Source organism: Streptomyces cahuitamycinicus, assembly GCF_002891435.1.
In the GTDB taxonomy this organism is placed as follows: Bacteria; Actinomycetota; Actinomycetes; order Streptomycetales; family Streptomycetaceae; genus Streptomyces; species Streptomyces cahuitamycinicus.
The window spans coordinates 1-4,127 of the sequence record NZ_POUC01000570.1; the positions used below are offsets into that span (position 1 = coordinate 1).

Below are 4,127 nucleotides of genomic sequence, written 5' to 3' on the forward strand. Positions count from 1 at the left end.
GCACCCCACCGCCCGGGCGCCGGCCCGCTACGGCACCACCGTCACCGGCCACCGCCCCGCCTTCACCAGCCGTACCGCCACCGAGCCGACGATGCGGTGGCCCGCCTGCTCCGAGGCGCCCACGACCACCGCGTCCGCCTTGAGTTCGTCGGCCGCAGTCACCAGGCCGTTGTACGGATCGCCGCGGAACGTGTGGAACTCCCAGCGGACCTCGAATATCCCCTTGAGCCGCTCGGCCGCGTCCCGGATCCGCGCCACCAGGTCCTCGGCGATCTCGTCCGTCGTCCCGGCCACCGGCACCCCCAGCGCCCCGCCCGCCGCCGGCACCGGCTGCACGTACACCACGGCGAGCAGGCCAGGCCGGCGGCGTAGGCCGCGGCCCGCAGGGAGGAGTCGGAGCCGTCCACCCCGACCACGATCACCTTGGGCCCGTCCGTGCCCCGCTCGAACTGATGGGACTGCCGTTCCGTCACGCCGCGAGGCTGTCGGAAGCCGCTGGTCCGCCCGCCGGGCGGGACGCGGAGTCCGCGCACGCGGTTGCCGGACGGGACGCCCGGGTCTCCTGGGCCCCTCGGTGCTGGAGCGCTCGACGGGCGACGAGGCCCGGGTGTTCCTAGAGTCGAAAGCATGAGCGTCATCGCGGACACCGGCACGGCCGAGGACACATCGGACCGGATACGGCCGCCCCACCGGGCGCACGGCATCCTCAGCCGGGTGCCCGAGGGCTTCGCCGTCTTCTTCGGGGCCCTCGGTCTGCTCTGCGCCCTGCTGGCGGTGATCCCCCCGCTGCGCACCGGGCTGCGCCCCCTCGTCCGCTTCCTGGACCTGCTGCTCGTCCCGGTCAGCGCCAACCTCGCCTATGCCGTCTTCCTGTTCCTGCTCGCCGCCGCGACCGGCGCCCGCAAGAAGATCGCCTGGTGGCTGGTCGTCGTCTACCTGGGCCTGCTGGTCCTGACCGACATCCTCGGCATGGCCGTCGGCGAGTTCGCCGAGTCCGTCCCGTCCTTCGTCGTGTGCGGCCTCGCCCTGGCCCTGATGATCGTCGCCCGCAAGGAGTTCTACGCCGCCTCCCGCCGCGCCGCCGTACGCCGGGCCCTGGCCGTCCTGGTGGCGGGACTGGTCGTGGCGATCCTGGTCGGCTGGGCCCTGGTCGAGGCCTTCCCCGGCAGCCTGCCCGGCGACGAGCGCCTGGCCTGGGCCGCGAACCGGGTGTGCGGCGGCCTGGTGCCCGCCGGCTCCTTCGACGGCCGCCCACCGCACGCCCTGTTCTTCCTGCTCGGCCTGTTCGGCGCGCTCGCCCTGCTGAACGCCGCCGCCACCCTCTTCCGCTCCCAGCGTCTGGAAGCCGCCCTCCACGACGACGAGGAGGCCCGCATCCGCGCCCTCCTCGGCCGCTACGGCGACCAGGACTCCCTCGGCTACTTCGCCACCCGCCGCGACAAGGCCGCCGTCTTCTCACCCAGCGGCAAGGCCGCCGTCACCTACCGCGTGGAGGCCGGTGTCTGCCTGGCCGGCGGCGACCCGGTGGGCGACCGGGAGGCCTGGCCGCACGCGATCGCCGCCTGGCAGGACGTGGCCCGCCGCCACGCCTGGGTCCCGGCCGTGATGGGGGCCTCCGAGGAGGGCGCCCGGGCCTTCGTCCGCGCCGGGCTCGGCGCGCTCCAGCTCGGTGACGAGGCGATCCTGCACGTCCTCGACTTCGACCTCGACGGCCGCGACATGCGCGTCACCCGCCAGGCCGTCAACCGGGTCCGCCGCAGCGGAGTCACCAGCCGGGTCCGCCGCCACTCCACCCTCTCCGAGGAGGAGATGCGCCGGCTCGTCGAACGGGCCGACGCCTGGCGCGACACCGAGACCGAACGCGGCTTCTCCATGGCCCTGGACCGCCTCGGCGACCCCGCCGACGGCGACTGCCTCCTGGCCGAGGCCCTCGACCGGGACGGCCGCCTCCTGGCCATCCAGTCCTTCGTGCCCTGGGGCAGGGACGGCGTCTCCCTGGACCTGATGCGCCGTGACCGTGCCGCCCCCAACGGTGTCATGGAGTTCATGGTCGCCGAACTGTGCGCCGCCGCCCCGAAACTGGGCGTCCGAAAGGTCTCCCTGAACTTCGCCGTGTTCCGCTCCGTGTTCGAGGAGGGCGCCCGCATCGGCGCGGGACCCGTGCTCCGCCTCTGGCGCCGTCTGCTGCTGTTCTTCTCCAAGTGGTGGCAACTGGAGGCCCTGTACCGCTCCAACGCCAAGTACCACCCCGAGTGGTACCCCCGTTTCCTCTGCTACGCGGAGGCCGCCTCCCTCGCCCGGGTGGGCCTCGCCTCCGGCATCGCCGAGGGCTTCGTCTCCGTACCGTCCATGCGCAAACTCTGGGGGAAAGGGCACCCGAAGGGCGGACAGCGGCCCGCCACCACGGAGGGGCTGCCGTCGTTGGCGGTGCTCGGCCTCGCCGGAGGGGACGGGACCGAGCCCGCCGACCCCCTCTCCGGCCTGTCCGACCAGGCCCGCGTCCGCCACCGCACACTCGACCGGCTGCGCGCCGTCGGCACCGACCCCTACCCGGTGGGCGTCCCGGCCCGCACCCACACGCTCGCCGAGGTCCGGCAGGGCGAGCAGGTCACCGTCGCCGGCCGGATCATGCTGGTCCGCGACTTCGGCGGCATCGTCTTCGCCGTCCTGCGCGACTGGTCGGGAGACCACCAACTCGCCCTCACCCGCGACCGCTCCGGCCCCGCCCTCGACCGCTTCACCGCCGACACCGACATCGGCGACCACATCACCGCCACCGGCCGGGCGGGCGTCAGTGACCGGGGCGAGCCGACCGTCTTCGTCACCTCCTGGCAGCTCACCGGCAAGTGCCTGCGCCCCCTGCCCGACAAACGCCGGGGCCTGGCCGACCCGGAGGCCAAGGTCCGCATGCGCTACCTCGACCTCGTCTCCAGCCCCGCCGCCCGCGACGTGGTCCGCGCCCGCTCCACCGCCGTCCAGGCCGTGCGCCAGGGCCTGCTGGAGCGCGGCTACCTCGAGGTCGAGACGCCGGTGCTCCAGCAGATCCACGGCGGCGCCAACGCCCGCCCCTTCACCACCCACATCAACGCCTATGACCTCGACCTGTATCTGCGCATCGCCCCCGAGCTGTTCCTCAAGAGACTGTGCGTCGGCGGCCTGGAGAAGGTCTTCGAGATGGGCCGCACCTTCCGCAACGAGGGCACCGACTACAAGCACAACCCCGAGTTCACGATCCTGGAGGCCTACCAGGCGTACGCCGACTACGACGTGATGCTCGACCTCGTCCGCGAACTGATCCAGGGCGCCGCGACCGCCGCGTTCGGCACCCCCGTCGCCCACAAGGACGGCAAGGAGTACGACATCTCCGGGCAGTGGCCCGTCAAGACCGTCTACGGCGCCATCAGCGAGGCCCTCGGCGAGGAGATCCACCCCGGCACCGAGGTGCCCGACCTGCTCCGGCTCTGCGACCGCGCCGACGTGCCGTACACCGCAGACGACGGCCACGGCGACGTCGTCCTGGAGATGTACGAGCGGCTCGTCGAGGAGAAGACCCAGCTGCCCACCTTCTACAAGGACTTCCCCACCGACGTCTCCCCGCTCACCCGGCAGCACCGCTCCGACCCGCGCCTCGCGGAACGCTGGGACCTCGTCGCCTTCGGCACCGAACTCGGCACCGCCTACTCCGAACTCACCGACCCGGTCGAGCAGCGCCGCCGCCTCACCGCCCAGTCCCTGCTCGCCGCCGGGGGCGACCCCGAGGCGATGGAACTCGACGAGGACTTCCTCGACGCCCTCGAATACGCCATGCCGCCCACCGGCGGCCTCGGCATCGGCGTGGACCGGCTGGTCATGTTCCTCACCGGACTGACGATCCGCGAGACCCTGCCCTTCCCCCTGGTGCGCCGCCGCTGACCCACTTGCATGGGCCGAACGGGTGAAAGTGTGCCGCCACGCCGGTGTTGCTCGCGTGCGTCGGCCTTCCGCCGGGCGACTGATGAGTCATGAAGAAGGATCAGTTGCTCACCCGGCTGCTCACCCGGCGCCGGGCGTTGATCGCGGGGGCCGGCGCCGTGGGAGCGGCCGCGACGGCCGGAGTGGTCACGGCTGTCACCGGGGACGGCCCCGTC

The 4,127-nt window shown here is 73.1% G+C and carries 1 protein-coding gene and 1 pseudogene; one reads left to right on the forward strand and one right to left on the reverse strand.

What is annotated here, in order from left to right:
- Positions 1-27: 27 nt before the first annotated feature.
- Positions 28-473: pseudogene (locus C1J00_RS39410) on the reverse strand (universal stress protein).
- A gap of 154 nt (positions 474-627) precedes the next feature.
- Here C1J00_RS39410 and lysX point away from each other — a divergent pair.
- Entirely contained in the window at positions 628-3,912 is a 3,285-nt protein-coding gene (gene lysX / locus C1J00_RS39415) for a bifunctional lysylphosphatidylglycerol synthetase/lysine--tRNA ligase LysX (protein WP_102913678.1), read from the forward strand.
- The last annotated feature ends 215 nt before the right edge of the window (positions 3,913-4,127 follow it).